This window comes from Flintibacter sp. SJQ-8 (genome assembly GCF_054108085.1).
Genome location: NZ_JBPJWR010000016.1, coordinates 777,709 through 799,628, shown reverse-complemented (window position 1 = coordinate 799,628; position 21,920 = coordinate 777,709). Strand labels below are relative to the sequence as shown.

At 52.2% G+C, this 21,920-nt stretch carries 25 protein-coding genes; 23 read left to right on the top strand and 2 right to left on the bottom strand.

Annotated elements, in window-relative coordinates:
• Nucleotides 1-120 precede the first annotated feature (120 nt).
• The 7 genes from ACSAMP_RS15460 (at nucleotide 121) to ACSAMP_RS15430 (ending at nucleotide 8,148) form a co-directional block, all read left to right on the top strand.
• Nucleotides 121-648, top strand: a complete 528-nt coding sequence (locus ACSAMP_RS15460; protein WP_009258061.1) for a DUF5697 family protein — start codon at nucleotides 121-123, stop codon at nucleotides 646-648.
• Nucleotides 649-1,311 carry a DUF6100 family protein gene (locus ACSAMP_RS15455; RefSeq protein ID WP_009258060.1) on the top strand — a complete coding sequence of 221 codons (663 nt, stop codon included), beginning with the start codon at nucleotides 649-651 and terminating at the stop codon, nucleotides 1,309-1,311.
• Between the two features lie 285 nt (nucleotides 1,312-1,596).
• Nucleotides 1,597-2,583 carry a hypothetical protein gene (locus ACSAMP_RS15450; protein WP_009258059.1) on the top strand — a complete coding sequence of 329 codons (987 nt, stop codon included), beginning with the start codon at nucleotides 1,597-1,599 and terminating at the stop codon, nucleotides 2,581-2,583.
• 17 nt (nucleotides 2,584-2,600) lie between these two features.
• Nucleotides 2,601-4,517, top strand: a complete 1,917-nt coding sequence (locus tag ACSAMP_RS15445) for a VirD4-like conjugal transfer protein, CD1115 family (RefSeq protein WP_195309070.1) — start codon at nucleotides 2,601-2,603, stop codon at nucleotides 4,515-4,517.
• A gap of 24 nt (nucleotides 4,518-4,541) precedes the next feature.
• Entirely contained in the window at nucleotides 4,542-6,122 is a 1,581-nt protein-coding gene (locus ACSAMP_RS15440) for a S1 RNA-binding domain-containing protein (protein WP_009258057.1), read from the top strand.
• Between the two features lie 180 nt (nucleotides 6,123-6,302).
• Nucleotides 6,303-7,499, top strand: a complete 1,197-nt coding sequence (locus ACSAMP_RS15435; RefSeq protein ID WP_009258056.1) for an AAA family ATPase — start codon at nucleotides 6,303-6,305, stop codon at nucleotides 7,497-7,499.
• A gap of 1 nt (nucleotide 7,500) precedes the next feature.
• Nucleotides 7,501-8,148 carry an RloB family protein gene (locus tag ACSAMP_RS15430; protein WP_009258055.1) on the top strand — a complete coding sequence of 216 codons (648 nt, stop codon included), beginning with the start codon at nucleotides 7,501-7,503 and terminating at the stop codon, nucleotides 8,146-8,148.
• A gap of 151 nt (nucleotides 8,149-8,299) precedes the next feature.
• Here ACSAMP_RS15430 and ACSAMP_RS15425 read toward each other — a convergent pair whose 3' ends face one another.
• Together ACSAMP_RS15425 and ACSAMP_RS15420 are read right to left on the bottom strand one after the other, a co-directional pair.
• Nucleotides 8,300-9,145: an IS3 family transposase gene (locus ACSAMP_RS15425; protein ID WP_457799222.1), complete on the bottom strand. Its 846-nt coding sequence runs from the start codon at nucleotides 9,143-9,145 to the stop codon at nucleotides 8,300-8,302.
• On the bottom strand, nucleotides 9,139-9,492 hold the full coding sequence (locus tag ACSAMP_RS15420; protein ID WP_457799214.1) for a transposase: 354 nt from the start codon (nucleotides 9,490-9,492) through the stop codon (nucleotides 9,139-9,141). The genes ACSAMP_RS15425 and ACSAMP_RS15420 overlap by 7 nt, the downstream gene beginning before the upstream one ends.
• A 98-nt stretch (nucleotides 9,493-9,590) precedes the next feature.
• Between ACSAMP_RS15420 and ACSAMP_RS15415 the strand changes: the two genes are divergently transcribed.
• The 16 genes from ACSAMP_RS15415 to ACSAMP_RS15340 all read left to right on the top strand — a co-directional run bounded on the left by ACSAMP_RS15415 (nucleotide 9,591) and on the right by ACSAMP_RS15340 (nucleotide 21,891).
• Complete coding sequence (locus ACSAMP_RS15415) at nucleotides 9,591-10,055, top strand: DUF4320 family protein (protein ID WP_110503329.1); 465 nt, start codon at nucleotides 9,591-9,593, stop codon at nucleotides 10,053-10,055.
• 8 nt (nucleotides 10,056-10,063) lie between these two features.
• Nucleotides 10,064-10,564, top strand: a complete 501-nt coding sequence (locus tag ACSAMP_RS15410) for a hypothetical protein (RefSeq protein ID WP_009258053.1) — start codon at nucleotides 10,064-10,066, stop codon at nucleotides 10,562-10,564.
• Nucleotides 10,565-10,636: 72 nt separating this feature from the next.
• Complete coding sequence (locus ACSAMP_RS15405; protein ID WP_009258052.1) at nucleotides 10,637-11,206, top strand: DUF6550 family protein; 570 nt, start codon at nucleotides 10,637-10,639, stop codon at nucleotides 11,204-11,206.
• Between the two features lie 80 nt (nucleotides 11,207-11,286).
• Nucleotides 11,287-12,981, top strand: coding sequence for a DUF8193 domain-containing protein (locus tag ACSAMP_RS15400; RefSeq protein WP_044943950.1), 1,695 nt, complete (start codon nucleotides 11,287-11,289; stop codon nucleotides 12,979-12,981).
• A complete protein-coding gene (locus ACSAMP_RS15395; RefSeq protein ID WP_009258050.1) occupies nucleotides 12,953-13,450 on the top strand; it encodes a prepilin peptidase in 498 nt (165 codons plus the stop codon). The genes ACSAMP_RS15400 and ACSAMP_RS15395 overlap by 29 nt, the downstream gene beginning before the upstream one ends.
• 15 nt (nucleotides 13,451-13,465) lie before the next feature.
• On the top strand, nucleotides 13,466-14,308 hold the full coding sequence (gene cpaB, locus ACSAMP_RS15390; protein ID WP_009258049.1) for a Flp pilus assembly protein CpaB: 843 nt from the start codon (nucleotides 13,466-13,468) through the stop codon (nucleotides 14,306-14,308).
• A gap of 86 nt (nucleotides 14,309-14,394) precedes the next feature.
• Nucleotides 14,395-15,201 (top strand): CpaE/TadZ family protein, encoded by an 807-nt coding sequence (locus tag ACSAMP_RS15385; protein WP_009258048.1) that lies wholly within the window; start codon nucleotides 14,395-14,397, stop codon nucleotides 15,199-15,201.
• The gene (locus ACSAMP_RS15380; RefSeq protein WP_009258047.1) at nucleotides 15,194-16,624 is read left to right on the top strand and encodes an ATPase, T2SS/T4P/T4SS family; all 1,431 of its coding nucleotides are present in this window, start codon (nucleotides 15,194-15,196) and stop codon (nucleotides 16,622-16,624) included. The genes ACSAMP_RS15385 and ACSAMP_RS15380 overlap by 8 nt, the downstream gene beginning before the upstream one ends.
• Complete coding sequence (locus ACSAMP_RS15375) at nucleotides 16,573-17,505, top strand: type II secretion system F family protein (RefSeq protein ID WP_009258046.1); 933 nt, start codon at nucleotides 16,573-16,575, stop codon at nucleotides 17,503-17,505. The genes ACSAMP_RS15380 and ACSAMP_RS15375 overlap by 52 nt, the downstream gene beginning before the upstream one ends.
• A complete protein-coding gene (locus ACSAMP_RS15370) occupies nucleotides 17,502-18,380 on the top strand; it encodes a type II secretion system F family protein (protein ID WP_009258045.1) in 879 nt (292 codons plus the stop codon). Before ACSAMP_RS15375 ends, ACSAMP_RS15370 begins: the two co-directional genes overlap by 4 nt.
• A 329-nt stretch (nucleotides 18,381-18,709) precedes the next feature.
• Entirely contained in the window at nucleotides 18,710-18,856 is a 147-nt protein-coding gene (locus ACSAMP_RS15365; protein WP_165858840.1) for a hypothetical protein, read from the top strand.
• A 64-nt stretch (nucleotides 18,857-18,920) separates the two neighbouring features.
• Entirely contained in the window at nucleotides 18,921-19,142 is a 222-nt protein-coding gene (locus ACSAMP_RS15360; RefSeq protein WP_009258044.1) for a DUF6133 family protein, read from the top strand.
• Between the two features lie 493 nt (nucleotides 19,143-19,635).
• Nucleotides 19,636-20,052, top strand: coding sequence for a zinc-finger-containing protein (locus ACSAMP_RS15355; RefSeq protein WP_009258042.1), 417 nt, complete (start codon nucleotides 19,636-19,638; stop codon nucleotides 20,050-20,052).
• A gap of 14 nt (nucleotides 20,053-20,066) precedes the next feature.
• On the top strand, nucleotides 20,067-20,642 hold the full coding sequence (locus ACSAMP_RS15350; RefSeq protein WP_009258041.1) for a sigma-70 family RNA polymerase sigma factor: 576 nt from the start codon (nucleotides 20,067-20,069) through the stop codon (nucleotides 20,640-20,642).
• Nucleotides 20,643-20,704: 62 nt separating this feature from the next.
• On the top strand, nucleotides 20,705-21,406 hold the full coding sequence (locus tag ACSAMP_RS15345; protein ID WP_009258040.1) for a hypothetical protein: 702 nt from the start codon (nucleotides 20,705-20,707) through the stop codon (nucleotides 21,404-21,406).
• 44 nt (nucleotides 21,407-21,450) lie between these two features.
• On the top strand, nucleotides 21,451-21,891 hold the full coding sequence (locus tag ACSAMP_RS15340; RefSeq protein WP_432489917.1) for a hypothetical protein: 441 nt from the start codon (nucleotides 21,451-21,453) through the stop codon (nucleotides 21,889-21,891).
• The last annotated feature ends 29 nt before the right edge of the window (nucleotides 21,892-21,920 follow it).

Here is a 21,920-nt window from a genome sequence, read left to right as displayed (position 1 = left end):
TTTCCTACTATTCTCGAAAAACGCCGGATTGACGCTCTAATGGCGTCTTTCCACAATTCCTATTTAACAATGCGCTTTGAAGGCGTCTGATTGGCGCCTTTAATAAAGGAGGTGAGCCCCATGAAGACCAGGGCTGAAATCTATGGGAACGAGGCTACGGACTTGCTACGGATCGTGACGATGTACCCCGGCCTCTGTGAACACCAGCTTCTTTGTTTTCACCCTGGCAAAGAAGATACTACAAAGGCCCTGCTCTCTCATTTGGAGAGGCAGGGCCGCATTTTTCAAACAGACGGCGGTGGTTATTTCCTGGCAGGGCAAACACCAAAAACTGACCATGCGCTTGTCCGGGCAGTGTGGGTCCTGCTGGACTTCATCCGGCAGGTAGATTACCACGCTCCGGCTGATTTTCCCGTTAAACTCGTGTTTTTTGCCGACGGTGAATTATATGAGATTGCTTATATTGCCGCCGGGCAGGAGGCACTTGTCTGCCATGCTCTGCGGGGCAACAAAGGGGGAAGCCGCCGTATCATGCTGGTCGATACTCCGGCGCAAATCGCCCAAATCGACTGTCCGGGCATATCCGGATTTTGTACTGTAGACGAGGAAGGCCAGACAAATTATTTCAAGAAAGCAGGAGGCACATGATTGGATCGAAAACTAATATCCCACCGCATTGGAAGCATTCTCGACGATATATCCCGTCTGAGTAATGCGCTGTACGCGCTGGACACCACTGACATCCAGCGTTACCCCGACAACTATGAAACACTTTCCATAGATGCCGCTTTACGGGCAGAGCGGATTGCCTGCCGGCTGCGGCATCTGATTTATTCCAGCACAACCATCCGCAAAGGTGACTATCTCAAATCCGCCGGTGCAACGCACGGCATCACTGTCAACTGCGAGGACAGGGTGCTGGAGGTGACGCTGCCCTGTTTGCTGCCAAAGCGCAAACAGCGGCAAAGCGATGAGTTCCTGTTGGACCCGCTCTATTTTGTCCTTGATCAATACGCAAGAGAACACCCACTTCCGTATTACCGCGATTGCGTTGTCTGTTTCGCCCAGGTCTATGACCGGGCACTTCCCGACAGGCGGATACGCGATTACGATAATTTATCGGAAAAGCAATTACTGGATCTTCTCTCTTCCTTTGTGATGGCTGATGATACCGGCCTGTTGTGCGATGCCTATAACACGGCCGAACTGGGCGACCAGGATTGCACAAAAATCTATATCATGGAGAAGCAGCGTTTTCCGCAATGGCTGACGGAGCATAAAACGAGTCTACAATCCATCTCGGATTTTTGACCATTTTGGGCCTTCTCCGGCCCGACATCCAGCGAAGCGGCTGAAACGCCCGATTTTCCGGGCTTTTTCCCCTCATGGGGAGGCCCATTTTTACCGAAGTCCTCAGTCATTACGGTAAAAATCCTGTGCTTTCAAGGGAGGTGACTACTTGGGAAAAGCACCAACTATTTTCCACAGCCGGATACGCTTCCGTTCCGGCTTTTATCGCTGACCGCTATTTCGGGAGAGTTCCCCACCAGCCAGCTCAACCGCCTTCCCGCCAGCCCTTACTACTTGGAGGCGGTCGTGACTGCGCTCAAAAAGGCCGGACTGCTGCGCACCTACTACCGGGATCGGCTCCGGGGCTATCGGCTGGGGATCAAAGCCAAGTCAGCTCTGCTGGACGGATGGCCCGAGCGTTTTACATTCTGCCTTACAGGAGACGCAGAAACCAACCGGCTCAAAAGCGAAGCAAACCGGAGGTTTCGGCTCCACCGCCTCGCGGAAACCTATATTACTATGGGCAATGCCGGGGTATTGCTCTACCCGGATGAAAAGCCGAAGGTCTTTGCCCAGACCGGTTTTGGCGGCGAAACTGTAACATATCCCGCGTTTTACAGTTCACGCGAAGTCAAGGAGTTGGGGGCTGATGCCACCCAGATCCGAAGCTCCCGCTTCGCAGGGGTGCTGCTGGTCCCCACCGGCATCTTTGTGACCTACAATAGCGGGAGCGCTCTGATGAAGTGGCGCTACAAATCCGAACTGCGGGTAAAAACACTCCTCTGGAACATTCTATGCCAGCAGCGTCTGGCCCAGCAGTACCGTGTCGAACAGGTACATGGACTGGTATTGGGGGACAGCATGGACCTGGCCTACCAGATACTCACCAGTACCGGTGGGGCCAAGCATGACTACTTCATGCTGGACGGCAGCTACGACCACTTTTATTTCCTAACCAATGACCATCAGGGGGAGGTGATACTGGCGTTACTGTGTGACCCTGTGAAAACCGCGGAACTTGACCGCATTCTGTCACAGGGCCTCTACGCCGGCAATCCCGGCAGGGCCATGGAGCAGGATGCCGCAGAGCCGGATGGAACGCCGGTGCTGTTCGGTTACTTCTGCGATCTGCCGCGGATCGTGCGTTTCAACACCGCCCTCGAACTGATGGAACGCCCCGGTACGCTGATCTGCTTTGATTTTCAAGCAGATGTGCTGCGCCGCTATTGCAGTGACCGGGTACACCTGCAAACCATTGACTTTACAAAATTCGAGGGGAGGTTGTTCCCATAAACAAAAAGAAACTAATCATAGGCCTGGCAGCAGCGCCGGCCGCCGTATTTGCGATTCTATACGCAGGCGGTTTCCTGGCACAGCTGTTTGGCAATTACGCGGCGTGGAAACAGGGCGGCGGCATCCCCGGAGACGGAACTTCTCCGGCGATGGCGTCGCCTGATTTTTTTACCTGTCTGGCCTCCGTGTTTCATCCACCCTATGGAGTGTACGGTGTCCTGATCTGCATCGGCCTGTTGGCAATTTTGCTGCTCATGGTCATGCGCATGGGCTACAGCGATACCGGCGAATATGATACTGACCGGAATTTCATTTACTCGGCCAAGGGCACTTACGGTACTTCCGGCTGGATGAGCCGCAAGGAGATGGCCGGTGTGTTGGATCTGGTGCCTGACCTGCGCAAGCATAAAGGCGTTGTACTGGGAATGCTGGACAACAAGGCTGTCTGTATTCCCGAAAATCCCCATATCAACGGCAATCTGGCTGTGTATGGCTCCAGCGGCAGCATGAAAACCCGGTCCTTTTGCATGAATCGTATCCTTCAGGCGGCGGTCCGCGGAGAATCCCTGATTATTTCAGATCCGAAAAGTGAGCTCTACGAAAAATCCAGCGAGTATCTGCGGGATCAGGGGTACTGTGTCAAGGTGTTCAATTTGGTCAATCCGGAAAACTCGGACAGTTGGAACTGCCTTTCCGAAGTGGAGGGGCAGGAACTGATGGCGCAGCTTTTTGTAGATGTCATCATTAAGAACACCATCAACAACGGCAAGGGTGACCATTTCTGGGATTCCTGTGAGATGAACTTGCTGAAGGCCCTCGTCCTCTATGTGGACCAGAGTTATGCTGAACAAAACCGCAATATCGGAGAGGTGTACCGGCTGCTGACTTTAAGCGGCGAGTCCGATTTGGACAGCCTGTTTGAGAACTTGCCGCCCACCCATCCGGCCAAAGCGCCATACAGCTTGTATAAGCAGGCCAGCGATACAGTTCGTAGCGGCGTCATCATCGGCCTCGGCTCCCGTCTGCAGGTGTTCCAGTCGGAACTCATCAAGAAAATCACCACCCGGGATGAAATTGACTTGGAGCTGCCCGGCCAAGAGCGGTGCGCCTACTTCCTTGTTACCAGCGACCAGGACAGCACCTTTGACTTTCTGGCAAGCCTGTTCCTGTCCTTCTGCTTCATCAAGCTGGTGCGGTATGCAGACAAGAACTGCGAAGGAGGCAAACTGCCGGTACCGGTGCATGTCCTGGGTGAAGAATTAACAGCCTGCGGCACCATTCCAGACCTCTCCCGCCGGTTAAGCGTCATTCGTTCAAGAAATATCTCTATGAGCTGTGTGTTTCAGAACTTGGCGGGCTTGCAGAATCGGTATCCTCTCAATCTCTGGCAGGAAATTCTGGGCAACTGCGACGCGCAGTTGTTCCTGGGCTGCACAGATGAATTGACGGCGGAGTTTATTTCTTCCCGCACGGGACTGGCTTCTGTGTCGGTATCCAGCAAATCCAAGCAGCTGGGTACCTGGCGTATCTCCAACTACACGCCGGAATACCGGGAAACCTCTGGTGTCGGCAAGCGTCCTGTCCTCACCCCGGACGAAGTTCTGCGGCTCCCTATCAAGCAGGCGCTGGTCATCATCCGGGGGCAAAAAGTTCTCAAGGTAGACAAAATGGACTATTCCAAACATCCGGAGGCATCCAAGCTCCGTTCCTGCAAGGCATCCGCCCATATCCCCGAATGGCGCAGGCTGGAACAGGAGCAACCGAAACCCTCTGCGGCGCAGCCAAAGCCGCAGGCTCCCGCGCCTAAAAAGCCAGTGAAGAAAAAGCCGAAGGCGGCCAGCACATCTACCAACACCAAGCAGACCGCAGCCGTTCCTACCGCAGAGGCTCCGAATGGCATCATCACGACAGATAAGGACTCGATCCTTTCTTAATACAAAACATAGGAGGTTAATTTTATGGCAACCAAGAAAAAAGTATTGCTGGAGCAGGAAACTCCTGTTCCTGAAAACACCGCCCCCGCGGACGGTACCATTTCTTCCGCCGGCCCCCCGGCTGATGCGGCGGCGCCGCCTGACAGTGACGATTTGAGTGCGCTGCTGGCCTCTATGGGTCAGACCAATGACAGCGCCTCTACGGATCAACCTGATGGCGACGCCACTTTGGAAGGCTCTGACCCTCCCCTTGAGTTTATGGAAACGGAGGCGTCTGATGAAGCTGCCCCCGAGGGTGACGGCACGGCCTCTGGCGCCCCTTCCGATTCGGATGAGCCTGCCGGATCGGCGGCCGGTGAGGAAGAGACTCCTTCCAATTTGTCTGCTGAAGGTGCAGATGACACCCCGGCGGAGACGGTTTCCGAAACTGCTGGGGAGCCGGCTCCCCCCAAGCCCAAGCGGGCACCCCGGCGGAAAAAGGCGGCGCCTGTGGAAGCTCCCGTACATGGCGAGAATGAGGACTCTGCGGAGGCTCCGGCTGCTGAAGAGCAGGCTGTGGAATCTTCCGCCTCTGTTGAGAATACGGCGCCGCCTGATGAGGGAGAAACACCCATTTCAGAGGATACCGCTCCCCAAGAGGAGGCGCCGGTAGATACTGCGTCTGCTCTGCGCCGGACCGCCGTAACACACCGCAGTGACACCTCTATCCTGACCATCCGCAGTCGTGAAGAGGTGGAAACACAGGAAGACCGCGAGGATGTCATTTGGCACGAGATCCACAACGCCTACCGCACCCGCCGCATCCTCACAGGTCAGCTGGGCGGCATTGAGCAGCTGGACAACCGCAAAACTGTGGCCGTAGTGGATTACAAGGGATTCCGCATCATTATCCCCATCAAGGAGATGATGATCAATCTGGGCCGCAGCCCTTCCGGCCAGGAGTATGCCGACCTGATGCTGCGTCAAAACAAGATTTTGGGGAATATGCTGGGGGCGGACATTGACTTTGTGGTACGCGGCATCGACTCCAAGACCCGCAGCGTTGTCGCAAGCCGCCGTGAAGCTATGATGCGGAAGCGCCAGACCTTTTATTTCGATTTGGACGCCGAGGGGAAGTACCGCATCTACGAGGGGCGTATTGTTCAGGCCCGGGTCATCGCTGTTGCGGAGAAGGTCATCCGCGTCGAGGTATTCGGCGTTGAAACCTCAATTCTGGCCCGTGATTTGGCTTGGGACTGGATCGGCGATGCCCACGAGCGTTTCTCCGTGGGCGATGAAGTGCTGGTCCGCATTCTCAATGTGCGGCGCAACAGCCTTGAAGACCTCGGAATCCGTGCCGACATCAAGAGCACATCTGAAAATACCGACCGGGACAATCTCCAGAAGTGCCGAATCCAGGGTAAATACGCCGGAAAAGTGACCGATGTACACAAGGGTGTGGTTTATGTCCGGCTTGCCAATGGCGTCAATGCGGTAGCTCATTCCTGTTATGACTACCGGATGCCCGGAAAGAAGGATGATGTATCCTTTGCCGTCACCCATTTGGATGTGGAGCGCGGCATCGCTCTTGGAATCATCACCCGGATCATCCGGCAGAATCTGTAAACCGAAAACCGCCTGGGAAGTATCAAATAACTGCTTCTCGGGCGGTTATTTTATTATTTCAATCCTAACGCATATACATCCTTCCAACCCTCTCTATTTTTAATTTTATTTTCCGTTTGCGTTGATTTTTCACAAAATACGGGATATAATATATAAAAACACTGGATTAGGAGGTTGTTTATGCTGATTCAATTTAGTGTAGAGAACTATCTGTCTATCAAAGATAAAGTTGTCTTATCCCTGCTGTCCAGTAGGGACAATGAGCATCCAGAGCATCTCATCGCAGATGGAAACAAAAACTATCTGAAATCCGCTGTTATCTATGGAGCCAATGCTTCTGGGAAGTCTAATGTCTTGAACGCATTCTGGTTTATGGTAAACTATGTGCTGACTTCTCATAACCAGCAGCTCCATAAAACGATTGCGCGTTCACCATTTAAGTTCGATCCTGAAACACCTGCTCGCCCCAGTAGTTTTGAGGTCATCTTTACCACAGAAGGCGTTCGATATGCGTATGGCTTTTCTGTAACAGATAAGGCTGTCACGGAGGAATACCTATACTACTATCCCAACGGCAGACAGGCGCTTATTTTTGAGAGAAAAAACACCAAGGATTTCCGTTTTACGGTCGATGTTGATGAGCAAAACACACTCAAGGAGCGCACCTCTGCAAACAAGCTCTACTTGTCAGTTGCATCAAACTGGAGTTACGCCAAAGTGATCCCTGTCCTGGAGTGGTTTGCCTCCTGTCAAATCATCACGAAGAATTCCGTGGCGGATGCCTATGGAATTGAAGCAGAGCAGTTGAAAAATGACGACTACCGGCGTGTAATCGCATCTATGCTGCGTGTTGCAGATTTGGGAATACAGGCGCTCCAAATGCGCGATTCAGACCCTGCGCCTTCTCAACGCAGTGACATTTTTGCAAATATTGATGCCATTCATACGGTACATGACGCCAACGGAAATGCGTGTTCCTATGCCTTGAATATGGCAGAGGAATCTGACGGCACCAACAGTTATTTCAAGCTGATCGGTGTTGTGAAAAAGGCTTTAGACCTGGGGACGCTTCTTGTGGCTGATGAAATGGACGCACACCTCCATCCACTTCTGACCAAGCATCTGGTGTCCCTTTTCGACAGCACAGAATTTAATCCCAAGGGTGCTCAGTTGATCTTCACATCACACAGCACCAACCTTCTTGATTTGGATTTCTTGAGAAGAGATCAGATTTGGTTTACAGAAAAAGATGAGCAGACCGCAGCCACAGACTTGTTCTCCCTTTATGATTTTTCCATTCGCAAGGACACCAAAGTAGAAAAGGGATATTTGATCGGCCGTTTTGGTGCAATTCCTTTTATCAAGGGAGGGCTGTAAAATGGCACGGGGACAGATTGAAAAGCGTGGACAGCGACGCAGGAAATTAAAACCCGTCATTCTGATTGTGACGGAGGGCTCGCAAACCGAGCCAAAGTATTTTGAACATTATCGCAGCCGCCAGACCAACATTGATATTCGCGTGGTCGGCAGCCACACCAAAGGGGGCGAAACCGATTACCTCGCTCTGATTCGGAAAGCTGTGGAATACCAAAGCAAAAATCAGCTTTCTGTATCCAATGGCGATGCTGTATGGGTCGTTGCAGACGGTGATGTGAACTATAATACCCCTGATCCTATCGCGGCCAAAGACAAATTGCTCTCCAAAGCACAGAAAATGGCTGATGCAAAGGGCATTCATATTGCGCTCTCTAATCCTTGTTTTGAATTTTGGTATCTGCTTCACTTTCAGTACACCACTAAGTTTTTCAAGGATTATCCTGCAGTAAAGAATGCCTTGACCACTTACCTTCCGGATTATGAGAAAACCGGCGATGTGTATTCCCAGTTGTCTGCTCATACAACCAATGCTCTCCAGAATGCCAAGCGTGTAGAGCAATATCATCTTCAAAATGGCAGCAGCAAACCGTTTGGAATCGCCGTCAATCCATTCACCGATATTTATCAACTGGTGGAATCGCTGCTGTAATTGGCACAGGATTGTCCTTGCATTGGCACAGCCTTGCCCTTGAGCCGTAAATCCATATCTGTTATACTTGGTACAGTCAAAAATTTGTAATGCAGCCGCTCCGGCTGAAGTGACCCCCAAAAGTTAGACAATATTTTGAAGTAAAAATTGTTCAAGCAGCCGAAAGGGCTTGCTGTCTGTGAATTGCAGGCGGCAAGCCCTTTAGCTTTGCCTTGATGCGGCGGTTGTTGTAGTAATCCAGATATTCGATCAGTTCCAGTTTGAAGTGTTCCATGGAGCGGAACTCCTGCAAATACAGCAGTTCACTTTTGAGTAAGCCGAAGAAATTCTCTATCACGGCGTTGTCCAGACAGTTTCCTTTCCGGCTCATGCTCTGGCGAACACCTTTCTCCCGGAGCATCTGTTGGTATTGTTTGTGTTGGTACTGCCAGCCCTGGTCAGAATGGAGAATCAGGTTTGTTCCGGCCGGGATCTTTGCAAACGCCTCGTCCAGCATGGTGGTTACCATGCTGAGTACAGGACGATCCGATATGGTGTAACTGACCAGATCGCTGCTGCACAGATCGAGAATCGGGGACAGATAGAGCTTCTCTCCAAACAGGCTGAACTCCGTCACATCCGTGACCCATTTCTGATTCGGCTTTTCGACATGAAAATCCCGATTTAGCAAATTTGGTGCAATTTTGCCTACTTCTCCCTTGTAGGAACGATATTTTTTCATCCTGACACGACAAACTAAGCCCAGCTTCTTCATGAGCCGCTGGACAGTCTTGTGGTTCACAGAGAATTTACGCTTGCGAAGTTCTGCCGTGATCCGGCGATAGCCGTACCGGCCCCTGTTTTCGTGGTAAATTGCTGCGATTTCTTCCTTAACAGATGCATATTTGTCTTCTCTCTGCATCTGCTTCAAATGATAGTAGAAAGTTGCACGGGGCAGCTGAGCGATTGAGAGCAGAATACTGAGTGCGTGTTTTTGCCTTAGCTTCTGAACTACCAGCGTTTTCTGCGCTGGCGTCGCTCGTCTTCCAAAACCAAGGCTTGCAAGTTTTTTAGGTAATCGTTCTCCGCACGCAGTCGCTGCACTTCGGCCAGCAGATCTTCTTCCACCTGCTTCGGCAGCTGCTTTGGCGGACGACCCTTACTGCTGCGGCCACGCCGTTCGATGGCTAACCCTTCCGGCCCTTCTTCCAGGTAGATTCGCTCCCATGATTTGATTCGATCTCTACTGTTTACCTCAAATCTACGGCAGGTTTCGCTGTAACTCAATTTCTCTTTCTGCATGGTTTCAATCACCAGTTTTTTGAATTCCGGCGTATATCGTTTGTTTGGTACTCCTTTTGGCATAGCAAAACACCCCACTTGTTAGATAGTATACCATACTGTCTAACAAATGGGGTGCAGTTCAGGCCGGGAGCGGCTGTTTTTATTTCTGAGTAAAGGTGGTGGTTTTTATCCATAGCATACTGCAAAAGCTCCGCAGTGCATTAAAAAATGAGCGGGGCGAGGCCAACTACTTTTCCACGGTGGTGTTTATCTTCATTGCCGTTGTTTTGCTGGCCTTTATCATCGACTTGTTCGGCATTATCTCTACAAAACAGGAGCTTGACCATGCAGCCGATCAGATGGTCAAGCAGATCCAGTTGTCCGGCGGCATCAACAGCGAGACGGATGCTCTCTTTGATTTCCTCTGTTCGGAGATCGAGGGGGCCGACAATATCACCTATTCGATTGACGCCACATATAAATCTCCCACACCTTCCGGGATGTCCCGGGCCATCCAGTTGGGAACGCCCTTCTATATTACCATTGAGGGGGATGCCAAGCTGGGCGGCTTCTGGAATCTGGATCTGGTCAACATCACGGTGGTGGCCCGCGGCTCCGGCGTTAGCGAACATTACTGGAAGTGAGGTGGCCTATGAAGCGTTTATTCTCACAGCTGCACCGGCCGCTCCGCAACGAGCGGGGGGAGATCACCTTCTTCGCCTGCTTCTTTGTGGTTGGAGTTGTCATGCTCATTTCTTTCCTGCTACTGTATGCTTCGGTGAGAATTACTTGCATCAACATCCGCAACGGGGCTAAAATGGAGCTGAACAATCTGAGCGCCACCATCTACGCAGATACTTACCGCTCCCAGAGGGAAACCAATTTTGAAGAGTATTTACGCACCCTCTACTCCAGCCGGGACTACACAGAAATGCTGGAGGCCACAGTTGCCGGCGGCCTTGCTGAAAAGGTCCCTCTCTCTACCGATGACTACACGGTTTCCGACATCAGCCTTGAATTCAATGTGGTGGGCGACCGTGTGGAATACATCTTTTACTGTGATGTTGACTTCTATGTGCGGATGTTTGGACACAGTTACCCCACCATTACCCAGCGGGTAGAACTGACCGGCTACCACAACACCAAATTTTAGCCGTGCTGTTGAAAATTCAGCCAGAACTACAGTATAGGCTTTATATAACAGCAAAAAAGGAGTGTATCACACATGAAGAAGTTTTTCCAATCCAAAGGCTTTATCGTTACTTCGCTGGCCGTCCTCTGTGTTGCCATCCTGGGTGTCTGCTGGTTTGCCAGCCGGGATCGCACAGAAGATTTCAAGCCGGAAGAATCCCCGCCCAGCAGCACGACCAGCGATTGGTCGGATGGCGGCACACAGACAGACGGTGAGAGCGGCGCCGGAGCCTATGCGCCCGGCCAGTCCTCCAGTCCTGAAGAGGAGTACCCCAAGGTGACCTCCGAAACTGAGGATGAAGTCGTGATCGACTTCACGGACACGGAGAAACCGGAAACAACGCCTCCGCCCGTGCCAGAAGGGAAAACCGAGCGGGAAGACCCCGGTGAAGATCATCCGGTCAATCCTGACCCGGAAGTGCCCAAGGTCACCACTCCCCCTGCGGAAAAGGAGCCGGCCAATAATGAGCCGGCCCCCGGGGCCAGCAATGGCAACGGTGCCGTATATGATCCAGTGTTTGGGTGGATTGTCCCCGGTAATGGACAAGAAACTATTGGAGATAGCGATGGAGACATCAACAAGCAGGTCGGCAATATGGGCTGACCAATCTATGACTGAATATACCCCTGATTGGCCGTCACAGAATTGTGGCGGCCTTTCTATTTTAAGAAGAACGGAGTGTGATGTATTTGAAGCGACTTCTCGCCCTCCTGTGCAGCCTTGCCCTGGTATTTTGTTTGCTCCCTTCCACCGCGTTTGCAGAGGGCGGTAACGGAAATATTGACGGTGGTGGCGGCAGCATGGGCCAAGGCACATCCTCTAATTTCTGGAATCCTGGAAATGATGGTGTGCGAATCACCGTTGTGGATGCCGATAGCGGAAACGCAATATCCTCACCGATTGATTTTACAAATCGATCTCAAAATAATGTCGTTCACTTTGGAAAAGTGAACAAGTTGCAGTATCTTGCCGGCACTGCACTTACTCCCCAATCAGGCGCAGGTTATGACTATACAAGGCCAATACAGTCTATGCCCACCATCGTCAGCAGTAAGGGGCAGAGCAATATTGAGGCCATCAAGCGGTATTTTTGTTCGGAATATGCCTGCCAGATGGTTGCCCAGGCGGCCGGTGTGGACTATGAGCGGATGATCGCTGGCGACTATAAGCTGCTGATCGAGCCCATTGCATACTTTACGCATAACGGCCAGTATTACTGTATGACCGCTACAGAGGCGGCGCTGTATGACCAAAAATCTGGCGGGGCGCTTCGGAAAACCATGACTTCCCTCACCCACAAGAATCTGCCTCTGTCGATGTTTTTGGAATTTAGCGATCTCGGCCTGCCCGCATGGACAGGCAGCACCACAAGCAAGCAGAGCAACGCTGACATCATCAGCAGTCTGGGCGTCGGCATTGTCTGGTTTGATGAGCGCCCGCCCGAAGGGGAAATTGAAGCGCCCGATGTAGAATATCGGGTAGACACGGATGTGATCACATCCGTTACTCTGCGGACGGATACAGATTTAACACCGGACAATCCGGCCTCGGTGACCTTCCATATTCTCGGCACCACCTACCGGGTCAACGATATAGTCATCCCGGCAGGCGACAGCCAGGTGGTCTGGGTCAAATGGCACACGCCCTCCACTCCACAGTCGGTAACCATCACGGTTTCCGTCAGCGGGGCCTATACCGCACAAGATACCTTTGTTGCGGAGATCGTGGACTTGAACGAACATATCCCTCCAGATCCGACAGCAACGGATACCAACCCCAACTACACCGTGCCCTCACTCCCCAATGAGCCGCAGAAGCTCACTGCCAACTGGGGTATATGGAGCTGCTACTGGGTACCGGTTTGGGTTTGGTGTGACCACGATGACTGGGGGCACTGGGTCGATGAAGGCTATTGGGAGTACGAGTACACCGGCTATTCTGCCTCCATCAGCGGTGTGATGTCCCTGATGCCGGATGATATTGTGCCCACGGCCTCCGGGAAGTCAATGAAGAGCGGGTATGGCGTCAAGCAGGATGTGACAGCCACCCTTTCCACCGACGCGCCCACCAGCCATATCACCCATCCGCAGACGGCATTTTCCGTGTTTCCCGAGTTCCAGTACGAAACATACTTGCGCCTTCTGCAGCGGGTGTCCAGCGGCCGGAGCGCCAAATTCACCTTCCAGCCCAATGAGTTCTCTACCTATAACCGGGCTGTGCATTTCAGTCCGCTATGGTTCCCGGATTCCACAGATTATACCGTCTTCACCCAGGTCTGGGACACTTGGACCCCTGATGGAATGTTGAGCATCAACCTGAACGACTATGTTTCAATCGATGGGAGCCTTTATGATGATTGGTACACCAACCGCGAGTAGCCTGTGGCCGGCATACCTGCTCACCGTTTTCTCTGTTGTGGCTGGTTTTGCTGTTTATGATATTCTGTATAGGCGGGTGCCGGATCGGGCGCTCGCCTTTTTTATGCCCTTCGCCGCTCTGGCTCCGTTGCTCAAGGTCTGCCTTGCCGGGGACGGTGGGCAGCTCTGGCCCACCGTTGCCGAGGCTTTGGCGGGGGCATTGCTTGGCTTTTGCATCCCTCTGGCTGCTGCCATGGCAACGGGTGGAACTGGGCTTGGAGGAGGCGATATTAAATTCTGTGGGATACTTGGGCTGATTTACGGCCCTTCCGGGATGGCTCTGGTTTTCTTTGTGGCCGCAGTCTTTGCCATGCCGATGGTCCTTCTGTTCCGAAGGCTTTCCCGGCTCCGCCAGCCCATCGCCATCCCGTTCTTACCTTTTCTTGCCTGCGGCTGCTCTGTTGCAACGCTGGCTGAACTATTTTTATGACAGGAGAATGTGCTTATGAAACTCAACAACCGATTTATTTTCGGTATTTTGTCCCTGGTATTGGCAGCAGTCATTGCTTTTGTGGCTCTGCCCACCATTGCCCGGCAGACCAACGGGAAAACGGAAATTGTCCGCATCACCCAGCCTGTGCTCAAAGGCGAACAGGTCACCAAAGAAAACGCCGAGGTTGTGGAGGTAGGCGGCTATAACCTTCCCACCAATGTGGCTCACAGCCTTGAGGATGTGGAGGGGCTGTATGTGACGGCGGATCTGGCTGCGGGCGACTATATTCTCACCAGTAAGGTGAGCAGCGTCCCGATTTCCTCCGATGTGGCGCTCAACGACATCCCCTCTGGTAAGGTTGCTATCTCCCTGACCGTAAAAACGCTGGCCTCCGGACTGTCGGATAAGCTCCAGCCCAATGATATTGTCCGCATCTATCACTTCCTGGAGACTGCGGAGGAAGTACCCGAACTGCGTTTTGTCAAGGTCCTTTCCGTCACGGATTCTGATGGCATCAATGTGGACAATACCAAGGAGCCCACAGAAGATGAAGAGCCGCAGCAGTCTGCTACCATCACAGTGCTGGCAAGCCCGGAGCAGGCCCGCATCATCACTGAGCTGGAGAACGACGGCGTAGCTCATGTGGCCCTGATCTCCCGCAACAATGACCAGCTGGCTGAAGAACTGCTGGCCGAACAGGACAAGACGCTCCAGGAAATTTACTTCCCGGAAACGCTGACAGAGGATGGCGAGAACGAAGGGACAGATGCAACTGGTGATCCCGCCTCTGCAGAAGATTCGGGTGAGAATACCCAATCGACACCTACCAGTAATACACCGGAAAGCGGTGAATGAAACCAGTTTGATAATTTTGATTATGATAATCGAAATTATATTACCGCACAATCAAGGGCATTCCGCCCTTGGGAAAGGAGTTTCCTATGGGAAAAGTCATTACCGTCTGGGGCAGCCCAGGGAGCGGAAAAAGTATGTTTTCCTGCATTCTGGCAAAAGCCCTGACCCGCGACAAGCGGAAAGCGATCATCATCAATGCGGAAATCAGTGTTCCTATGCTTCCGGTGTGGCTGCCGGAGCAGATCATTCAGACCAATGCCTCTGTAGGGCAGGTACTGAGCAGCGTGGAAATCGATACCTCTTTGGTGGCAGGGCATGTTACCGTGCTCAAAAGTTATCCCTTCATTGGAGTGATGGGCTATGCTGCCGGTGAAAATCCGTTGAGTTACCCGGAAGTCAAGTACGCCATGGTACTCCAGCTGGTCAACGCCGCCGCAAGGCTTGTGGATTTCGTCATTCTGGACTGCAGTTCCAATATGACGAATGTGTTCACGCCTGCCGCCATTGAGTCAGGGGATCTGGTCATTCGCATCCTGACGCCTGATCTCAAGGGCGTTAATTACTTAAAGGCCCATCAGCCCTTGTTGGGAGATGGGCGTTTCCACTACGATCAGCACATGACCTTTGCCGGCATGGCCCGCCCTTTCCACGCGCTGGATGAGATGGGCCATATCATCGGCGGATGGGATGGCCTTCTGCCCTATGGCAAGGAGATCGACCGCTGCGCCACCGAAGGCGGGATGTTCCAGGCCATCAAATACTGCAATCCCAAATACACAGCTTCGCTCAACAAAGTTTTGGATGCGCTGGAGCAGATGGAGCTGGCTGACCATGCCGCAGAGGATGATGGAAACGAAACCGAGCATTTTGAGGAGGAAACTGCCGATGAATAATCTCAATGACATTTTCTTCGCTCCTGCGGCCAATCAGGACCTTACCTATGAACAGATTCTGGAAGATGTACAGCGGTATTTTGCGGAAAACCACGCCGCCACGATTGCAGAGGCCGGCGATGGAAATACCGACCGCGCCTCCTCCCTTTTGAAAGAACTGATGGTGCAGTACATCGTCAAGCGAAAATACGCCATCGAGGGGCTGACCACGGAGGAACTGTGCGAGAAGCTCTATGAGGACATGGCCGGGTACTCCTTCCTGAAAAAGTGGATCTACAAACCCGGTATTGAGGAGGTCAACATCAATGCCTACAACGACATTGAGGTGATTGAAGCCGGCGGGCGCAGCGTTAAAATCCCGGACAAGTTTTCCTCTCCACAGCACGCTATTGATGTGGTCCGGCGCATGCTCAACGCCTGCGGCATGGTCATAGACGATACCATGCCCAGCGTGATCGGATTCCTGGATAAGAATGTGCGTATCTCTGTGGATAAGACGCCGATTGTTGACCCGGAGGTGGGGATCAACGCTTCCATCCGTATCGTAAATCAACAAACGGTTTCTGCACAGAAGCTGTTGGACTCCGGCAGTGCAACAGCGGAAATGCTTCATTTTCTGACCGCCTGCATCCGCTATGGCGTATCCGTCTGCATTGCCGGGGCCACCGGCTCCGGCAAAACTACCATCATGGCATGGCTGTTGTCCCAGGTCCCTGACAACCGACGCCTCATCACGATTGAGGAGGGCAGCCGCGAATTTGATCTGGTTAAGCGGGACGAAAATGGAAACATTCTGAATTCCGTAGTCCATCTGCTCACCCGGCCCAGCGAAAATCCTTCCTTGAACATCAACCAGGACTTCCTGCTGGAGCGGGTCCTTCGTAAGCACCCGGATGTGATCGGCGTCGGTGAGATGCGGTCTGCGGCAGAAAGCCTGTCCGCTGCAGAAAGCTCCCGTACCGGCCATACTGTCTGCACCACAATCCACTCTAACAGCTGCGCTTCTACTTACCGGCGCATGATGACGCTCGCAAAGCGAAAGTATATGATGGGCGATGATGTTTTGATGCAGATCATGGTCGAAGCCTATCCAATCATCGTCTTCACAAAGCAGCTGGAAGACCGAAGCCGTAAAATCATGGAGATCATCGAGGGGGAATGCTGTGAGGGCGAACGGCTGATTTACCGCACCCTCTACTCTTACAATGTGCTGGACAACACTGTTGATGCAGATGGACGGCCCCTTGTGGTCGGCCGCCACAAAAAAGTTTCCGAGATGTCCAGCTCATTGCAGAAGCGTCTCCTGGACAATGGGATTTCCCATAAGGAGCTGGATGAATTTCTTGAGCACGACAAGGAGGTGTTGAACGGATGCCGTGGGTTTACATCATATGCTTCGCCCTCATCGCCGCTGGACTCCTAACGCTGTTTGGTGTGCGGCCGGGCGATTTCATTGATGCGCTTTTCCGGTCACAGCGCAAGTCGGCCACTCTGACCGATGAATTGAATGTTCTGATGGGTACTCCGGCCAAAGGCTTCTTTAATCAGGACTTTGAATTAAAGCAAATCCTCAAAGGCACCGGGCGGGCTGACCGGTATGAAGCAGTCAAACGGCTGACTCTGATCCTGTTCGCGGTGGGCGGCGCCCTGGCGCTGCTGATTGGCAATGTGTACATGGTCCCGATTTTAGGGATCGGATTTTCACTCGCTCCTATTTGGTATCTGCGCAGCACCGCAGCCAGTTATAAAAAGCATTTGAACGAAGAACTGGAAACGGCCATCTCCATCATCACCACTTCCTACCTGCGCACAGAGGACCTGATCCGGGCAGTCAAGGAAAACCTGCCCTACATCAATGAGCCGGTGAAGGCCAATTTTGAGGCATTTGTCTATGAGGCAGAGTTGATTAACGCAAATACTACGAGTGCCATCAATTCGCTCAAAATGAAGATTCCAAACCGTGTTTTCCATGAGTGGGCTAACATCCTCATTCAGTGCCAGTCTGACCGGGCCATGAAAAATACGCTGCCTACCATCGCCCAGAAGTTTTCTGATGTTCGTGTGGTGCAGTCGGAGCTGGAGGCTATGATGCAGGGGCCGCGCCGGGAGGCGATCACGATGATGTTCCTTGTGATCGCCAATGTACCGCTGCTTTATTTCCTGAATGAAGATTGGTTTCACACGCTGCTCTTCACCACGCCGGGCAAAATCGCTTTGGCAATCTGCGCAGCCATTATCCTGTTTGCCCTGACCCAGATCATGAAACTGAGCAGGCCCATTGAATATGGAGGTGACAGCGCATGACGCTTTTAGCTCTCACAGCAGTGATTTGTTTCGGCTTTGCTGTCTATAACCTGACTTGTGCCTTTGCAGACATTCCCACGAAGCGTACCTCCCGTATGATGCTTCTGGCCCGCAAGCAGCAGGGCGTAAAGGCCGAGAAACTGCTGGATGTCTATCTCACCAAAATCGCCGGCCTGATCGCCCCGTACCTGAAGCTGGATAAGCTCAAGCGGAATAAACTGCAGCGGGCGCTGGACATTGCCGGCATGGAGCTGACACCGGAAGTCTACACCGCCCGGGCCTGGGTCACAGCCGGGGCAGTCGGCCTCAGTTCTCTGCTGATGGCGTTTTTGATACCGCTTATGGTGCCTGTTCTGATTGGTCTGGCCGTGGCTCTGTGGTTTTCAACCTATTACAAGGTTTTTGACTTTGTGAAAAAGCGGCGCAAGCTCATTGAGAATGAGATCCCTCGCTTTGCCCTTACCATCGGGCAGAATTTGGAAAATGACCGGGATGTGTTGAAGATCCTTACTTCCTACCGCCGGGTGGCGGGCAAGGACTTCGGCGCGGAGTTGGACCAGACGATTGCCGATATGAAGACCGGCAACTATGAAAACGCCCTCATCCATTTTGAAACCCGCATCGGCAGCCCCATGCTGTCCGATGTGATCCGGGGACTGATTGGCGTATTGCGAGGCGACGATCAGAGGATGTACTTTAAAATGATCTGTTTTGACATGAGGCAGATTGAGCAGAACAACTTAAAAAAGGAAGCGGCCAAGCGCCCCAAGAAGATCCAGCGTTACTCCATGATGATGCTCATCTGTATCATGATTATCTACCTGGTGGTCCTCTGTACCGAGGTTATGGGCTCCTTGGGCGCTTTCTTTGGATAATCGGACTGCGAATGGAACGGCCCCACATCTGAATGTGAGGGCCGTTTCCTATAAGAGCTCTATGGTTTTCTCTGCAAGATACAGCGGAAGATTCGTGATAAATGATGATGCACATTCGAGGCGTCCACATTTTTCTTTGTTTTGCAATTCATTTTTTCATATTTTTCTGAATGTATGAAGCAGAAAAAACACATTTTTCTACCTCTTGCAGTGTAAAGGAGGTAAGTGCTTGTTCTATAGCGGATTTTTGTAGCGGTAGTCAGCTGCCGTCATTTATTTCTGGGCCAGCCTGTCATATACAGGCCGGCCCTTGTTTTAAGGAGACTTTTATGCCTAAGAAAAAATTTTCCCCGTCTGGCGGCGCACGGGAAGAAAAGCGCCGTTTCCGATGGCTTCTGTATCAAAAGTCGAAAGCCTACCCCAGCCGGCCCATTTCCAATAAAAAGGACATGCTCAAACCGATTCGTCGTTCTTGAGCGGTGAGCAGTCTTTTTATAAAACCATCAACATCAAAACAATAAAATTTCAGGAGGTCTTACCATGAGAAACTTTACCACCCGTATCCAGAACAAGGCGAATGCACTGGCCCTTCGTGCCCGTATGGCGCTTTCCAACCAGCGCGGCGATTTTTACATTTCGGACGCTGTTAAGATCATCATCGCCGTGGTGCTGGGCGCCCTTCTTCTGGCGGCCCTGACCCTCATTTTCAACGACACGGTGATTCCGCGTATCACCAGCGAGATCGAGGGCCTGTTTGGCTAAAATCACCGGCGGGGATCGGTCTGTGGGTTTCCACGGCCGGTCCCCGCTTTTTTAGTTTTTGAAAAAACGAATAACGGAGGTAGAGGATGAAATCATCCTGCAAAATTTATTCTTTTCTGCGGGCCGTTCGCGGCAACTGGCGCAACGCTATCTTTGTAAGCTGCGATTGCGGCAACTGCATGTGCGGCCGGACAACGCCCTGTTCCGGTTTTCTTCTGGCTGTGGATGAGTGCGGACAGGTTATGCTGCTTTCTGCCGAGGACATCCAAAGACTATCCGGAGAAACTGTAGATTCGTCTGAGTGCATTGCCATTTTGTCCCGGCGCGCCTTTGACGCCGCCTTTTCCAAGTACATCGAATGGCACACACCGGAGCCTTCCGCCTGTGCGCTCAGACAACTTTCTCTGGACCCGGGCTGCAATTAACACTGTTTTTTCACACTGAAAGACGCCTTTGCGCCGTCATCTATACGCATTTGGAGGTGATGATTTTTATGACGAAGCAAAAACATATCCAATGCCCTTATTGCCATGCTAACGCCTCTCTTCGCCCCGCCAGCACAGTCTATGGCTGTAACCGCCGTTCCCAGGGCAAATATATCTATCTCTGTGATCGCTGGCCGGCTTGTGATGCCTATGTGAGTGCCCATGACCGGACACACCGGCCTATGGGGACTCTGGCAAATGGGGATCTCCGGCACAAACGAATCCTGGCTCACCGGGCGCTGGAGCATCTGCAGCAGAGCCGGCACATGGAAAAATGGGAGGTCTACATCTGGCTCCAGGCCAAACTGGGACTAAATGACCAGCAGGCACATATTGGCATGTTTTCTGACGGGATGTGTGATGAGGTAATTCGCCTCTGTTACAAAGCCGCTGCTCCTTTGGGCAATCTGCATTCGGCCGCTTAAAGGGGGGTGAAACGATGACCAGTTTAACAGAACAGCAGCAGGAACTTGTTGCCCAGAATCTTCCCATCGTACATTGGGTTATTTGTGACTACATCCATGTTAATCCAACTATTTGCGGTATGGAATATGGAGACTTGTTCCAAGAGGGGTGCCTTTGGCTCTGTAAAGCCGCGTCTACTTATAAGAATGACGGACGGGCCCAGTTTTCTACCTACGCCAAAACGGTCGTTAAAAACGGGCTTCTGTCCTATTGCCGGGCGATCTGCAACAGGAAGAAAAAATTCAGCAGGCTTATTATTGGAGAACATGGAGAACTGGCGGCAGACGGAGAGGCCCTGGAGTCCCGGCCCGACGCCTTTGACACCCAAGTATCTCTGATAGAAACTCTGTCATTGCTGGATGCCTGTAAAAAAGATTACGATGGTGTAACCCGGCTTGGTATTGAGGCGCTTGCCCTCAAACTTCAAGGAATGCGGGTCACAGACATTGCGGAGCTTTATCAGGTGCCGCCCTCCCATGTGGGGGCATGGATCTCGCGTTCCACCGCAAAACTGCGCAGAGACTCCAAGTTTCTGAAAAGCCTGCTCTGAATTTGTTGAAAACCGCGGCCTTTCCGCAGTAAAGGATATATAAAAGAAGGAGGTACTGATGAATGGAACAGAATACCCTATATACTGCAATCGGCCGTCTGGATCGGGAAACGAATGGCTGTGGCCGGTCCTGCCCGGTCATCCGCCTGGGCGGGCAAACTTACATGGTGGATATGCAGGAAATGGTCGTTTGGACTGCCCTAAACTGGCGAATTTCTAAACGAGAGGATATTTCCCTCCAGTGTGACAAGCTGGTGTCCTCTCTGGGAGATTGTATTTCCCGCTCTTGGGATGCCTGCGTAAATCGGCTGCTCACCCGAGGTCTGCTGGTATCTGGCTGTGGTGAAACGGAATACGATGCTCTGTATGATTTGTTGAGTTCTCTCGGCATTATTCCAGCCAGCGGATCAATGCTGATGAGGAGCATCTCATTTGTCAAACTGGTGGCAGGCCGCCGAGTCCCTATTCAACAGGCGCTAAAATTATTCCAAAAAGACCGGCGTACCGACTATGAGACCCGTGTTATGAGGCTGGCCCAGCAAGCTCTGCTGTCCACCGCCGAGATCATCAAGTGTGTAGAGCAGGATGTTGCCTATCTTCCCAATGAGCAGTTCTTGATGGAGGCCGTGTACGGCGACGACGAAACCACCTGCTATAATATCGCCGGCATAATGAAAAACAGCCGGAGCAGTCAGGCAGTAACGCTGGCCGTTGCCAACCTCTACCTGCGCCAGCAAATCATTTTTGAGAGGATTACCACATGAAGAATCAATGGAACCAATTCCCGTTCGTGCTACGGCGAAAGATTTTGTTGACCTTTTTGGCCGGGCTCGCAAGCATTGCCCTCAGCCTAATCATCTTCATTATTACCACAGACCATATCCTGCTGGTACTGGGCAGCATAATCTTTCTTGCCTCTCTGGTACTGGTTAGGAGCTTATGGAGCACCATCGCCCGGGGCCAGTATGAGATCGTAGAAGGCGTCTGCTCCAGCGTTGTCTCGCCTATGATGCGGCAGTATCGCAAGATCCAACTAATAGACGAACAAGGTGCGGAGCGCACTTTACTGTTAAGTAAGTCCGCCAAGTTCCAGATTGGCGCCCGGTATCGTTTTTACTTTCAAAGCAGCAACCACCCCACTGTTGGAAACGACTATCTGGACGCGGCTCTCTCCACCAACAGCTTCCTGGGATATGAGGCCCTTGGCGAGCCGGCTGTCCAAGAGGAACAGGCTAAGGAGAACGGCTAAACCTACGGCAAAATAGGAAAGGGATACGG

Bases quoted from the DNA above. Each gene is read 5' to 3' on its own strand.
- ACSAMP_RS15460 (WP_009258061.1), top strand. From the start codon at position 121: ATGAAGACCAGGGCTGAAATCTATGGGAACGAGGCTACGGACTTGCTA.
- ACSAMP_RS15440 (WP_009258057.1), top strand. From the start codon at position 4,542: ATGGCAACCAAGAAAAAAGTATTGCTGGAGCAGGAAACTCCTGTTCCT.
- ACSAMP_RS15435 (WP_009258056.1), top strand. From the start codon at position 6,303: ATGCTGATTCAATTTAGTGTAGAGAACTATCTGTCTATCAAAGATAAA.
- ACSAMP_RS15430 (WP_009258055.1), top strand. From the start codon at position 7,501: ATGGCACGGGGACAGATTGAAAAGCGTGGACAGCGACGCAGGAAATTA.
- ACSAMP_RS15420 (WP_457799214.1), bottom strand. From the start codon at position 9,492: ATGCCAAAAGGAGTACCAAACAAACGATATACGCCGGAATTCAAAAAA.
- ACSAMP_RS15410 (WP_009258053.1), top strand. From the start codon at position 10,064: ATGAAGCGTTTATTCTCACAGCTGCACCGGCCGCTCCGCAACGAGCGG.
- ACSAMP_RS15405 (WP_009258052.1), top strand. From the start codon at position 10,637: ATGAAGAAGTTTTTCCAATCCAAAGGCTTTATCGTTACTTCGCTGGCC.
- ACSAMP_RS15400 (WP_044943950.1), top strand. From the start codon at position 11,287: ATGTATTTGAAGCGACTTCTCGCCCTCCTGTGCAGCCTTGCCCTGGTA.
- ACSAMP_RS15395 (WP_009258050.1), top strand. From the start codon at position 12,953: ATGATGATTGGTACACCAACCGCGAGTAGCCTGTGGCCGGCATACCTG.
- cpaB (WP_009258049.1), top strand. From the start codon at position 13,466: ATGAAACTCAACAACCGATTTATTTTCGGTATTTTGTCCCTGGTATTG.
- ACSAMP_RS15385 (WP_009258048.1), top strand. From the start codon at position 14,395: ATGGGAAAAGTCATTACCGTCTGGGGCAGCCCAGGGAGCGGAAAAAGT.
- ACSAMP_RS15380 (WP_009258047.1), top strand. From the start codon at position 15,194: ATGAATAATCTCAATGACATTTTCTTCGCTCCTGCGGCCAATCAGGAC.
- ACSAMP_RS15375 (WP_009258046.1), top strand. From the start codon at position 16,573: ATGCCGTGGGTTTACATCATATGCTTCGCCCTCATCGCCGCTGGACTC.
- ACSAMP_RS15370 (WP_009258045.1), top strand. From the start codon at position 17,502: ATGACGCTTTTAGCTCTCACAGCAGTGATTTGTTTCGGCTTTGCTGTC.
- ACSAMP_RS15365 (WP_165858840.1), top strand. From the start codon at position 18,710: ATGCCTAAGAAAAAATTTTCCCCGTCTGGCGGCGCACGGGAAGAAAAG.
- ACSAMP_RS15360 (WP_009258044.1), top strand. From the start codon at position 18,921: ATGAGAAACTTTACCACCCGTATCCAGAACAAGGCGAATGCACTGGCC.
- ACSAMP_RS15355 (WP_009258042.1), top strand. From the start codon at position 19,636: ATGACGAAGCAAAAACATATCCAATGCCCTTATTGCCATGCTAACGCC.
- ACSAMP_RS15350 (WP_009258041.1), top strand. From the start codon at position 20,067: ATGACCAGTTTAACAGAACAGCAGCAGGAACTTGTTGCCCAGAATCTT.
- ACSAMP_RS15345 (WP_009258040.1), top strand. From the start codon at position 20,705: ATGGAACAGAATACCCTATATACTGCAATCGGCCGTCTGGATCGGGAA.